This window comes from Paraburkholderia sp. SIMBA_030 (assembly GCF_046535245.1).
Lineage (GTDB): Bacteria > Pseudomonadota > Gammaproteobacteria > Burkholderiales > Burkholderiaceae > Paraburkholderia.
In genome coordinates this window covers 1-1665 of the sequence record NZ_JAWRXB010000057.1, presented here as the reverse complement: position 1 = coordinate 1665, position 1665 = coordinate 1, and the positions used below count along the sequence as shown (strand labels likewise).

1 protein-coding gene is annotated in these 1665 nt (G+C 64.3%); it reads left to right on the top strand.

The window, feature by feature from the left end; all coding sequences use genetic code 11:
* The first annotated feature begins 89 nt into the window (after nucleotides 1–89).
* The gene (locus SB772_RS38975) at nucleotides 90–1241 is read left to right on the top strand and encodes an IS110 family transposase (RefSeq protein WP_410838386.1); all 1152 of its coding nucleotides are present in this window, start codon (nucleotides 90–92) and stop codon (nucleotides 1239–1241) included.
* The last annotated feature ends 424 nt before the right edge of the window (nucleotides 1242–1665 follow it).

Below are 1665 nucleotides of genomic sequence, written 5' to 3'. Positions count from 1 at the left end.
CCTAGATGCTATGTGGGAGGGCAGCGACAGAAAGCCCGACTGGAGTAAAACGGGACTTGCACACTCGTTTTCTCCGAAGGAGCACGCAAATGGATACGCCTGACACAGCCCTCCGTGGGCAGAATACGACGGCAGGTGGCCGCCTGTACATGGCTTTTGAACTGGGCGAGAAGAACTGGAAGCTCTCACTGGGTGATGGCCAGCGCGCGCCCAGCCGCTGTACGGTCGCCGCCGGTGATACCACGGCGGTTCTCGCCGCCATCGCCAACGCCAGGGCGCGTTGCCATCTCGGCGCCGACGCACCCGTCTACAGCTGTTATGAAGCAGGCCGCGACGGTTTCTGGCTGCACCGCTGGCTGGCTGAACAGGGCGTCGTCAATCTCGTGGTGGATTCGGCCAGCATCGAGGTGAACCGCCGTGCGCGTCGCGCCAAGACAGACCGGCTTGACAGCGACAAGCTGCTGTCGATGCTCATGCGCTATTACGCGGGCGAGCGGCGCGTGTGGGCGGTGGCACGCATTCCCACCCCCGAGCAGGAGGACGACCGGCGCCTGCACCGCGAGCTCGAACGCCTGCGCAAAGAGCAGACCGCGCACACCAACCGGATCCGCTCCCTGCTGGTACTGCACAATCTTCGGGTCCGGTCTGTCGGCGGCCGCATCTGGACGCACTGGTGGACCCGTCAGCGCGAGTTGCTGGCGCCCGGCCTGCGCGCCGAGATTGAGCGCGAATGTGAGCGGCTCGCGCTGGTGCGCCAGCAGATCCGCCTGCTCGAAGTGCAGCAGGAGCGGCAGGTGCGCAGCGGCGCACATCCCGGCATGGCGCTGCTCGCCCAGCTTGCCGGCATCGGTGCAGGCAGCGCGTGGACGCTCGTCAGGGAACTGTTCGGCTGGCGGCAGTTTCGCAACCGCCGCGAAGTGGCCGGCTGTCTGGGCCTGACGCCCACGCCGTATGCCAGCGGCACCAGCGAGGTTGAACTCGGTATCAGCAAGGCGGGCAACCGGCGATGTCGCTGGCTGATGGTTGAACTCGCCTGGAGCTGGCTGCGCCTGCAGCCCGGCAGCCAGCTCAGCCACTGGTTCAACGAGCGCTTTGCCGGTACCGGCAAGCGGATGCGGCGCATCGGTATCGTCGCGCTCGCACGCCGTCTGGCGATCGCCCTGTGGCGTTATCTCGAGTACGGCGAGATCCCCGTCGGTGCGATACTCAAGCCGCGCGACGTCAACACCGTGAGGGCCTGAATGACTGAATGACATCGGATACAGCAACAGTATGTAAAGGTCAACGCGCCCGGAACACGCTCGGGCTACCCATTGCGGGTGGCCGTTTCCCTAGATGGGGCGCGTCGGTAACAGGGTAGCTCCAGCGCTTCGCGCATGCGGCATGAGGTGACCGGCCTGTCAGGCCGGCACGGATAGAAGGTCGACCCGGCACTGACCGGTCAACAGACACCCTGACCTGAATGACATTGACATGCCAGGCTGCAACAAGGTTTACGCGATGAGCGTCGGTACCGTCCTTTATGCAACGGTCTCTACGGCCAGCCTGCGTCTGGTCATGGTAGGTGACCGCGCAGGCTGGCCGTAGAGACCGGACAAGGAGGTTTACTTCGCATAACAGAATGTTTATCGTGAACCGGGCTTGACTTTCACTTCCCCATAGAAG

What these genes read in the sequence shown, in the direction of transcription:
- SB772_RS38975 (WP_410838386.1), top strand. Translation starts at nt 90, where the DNA reads ATGGATACGCCTGACACAGCCCTCCGTGGGCAGAATACGACGGCAGGT.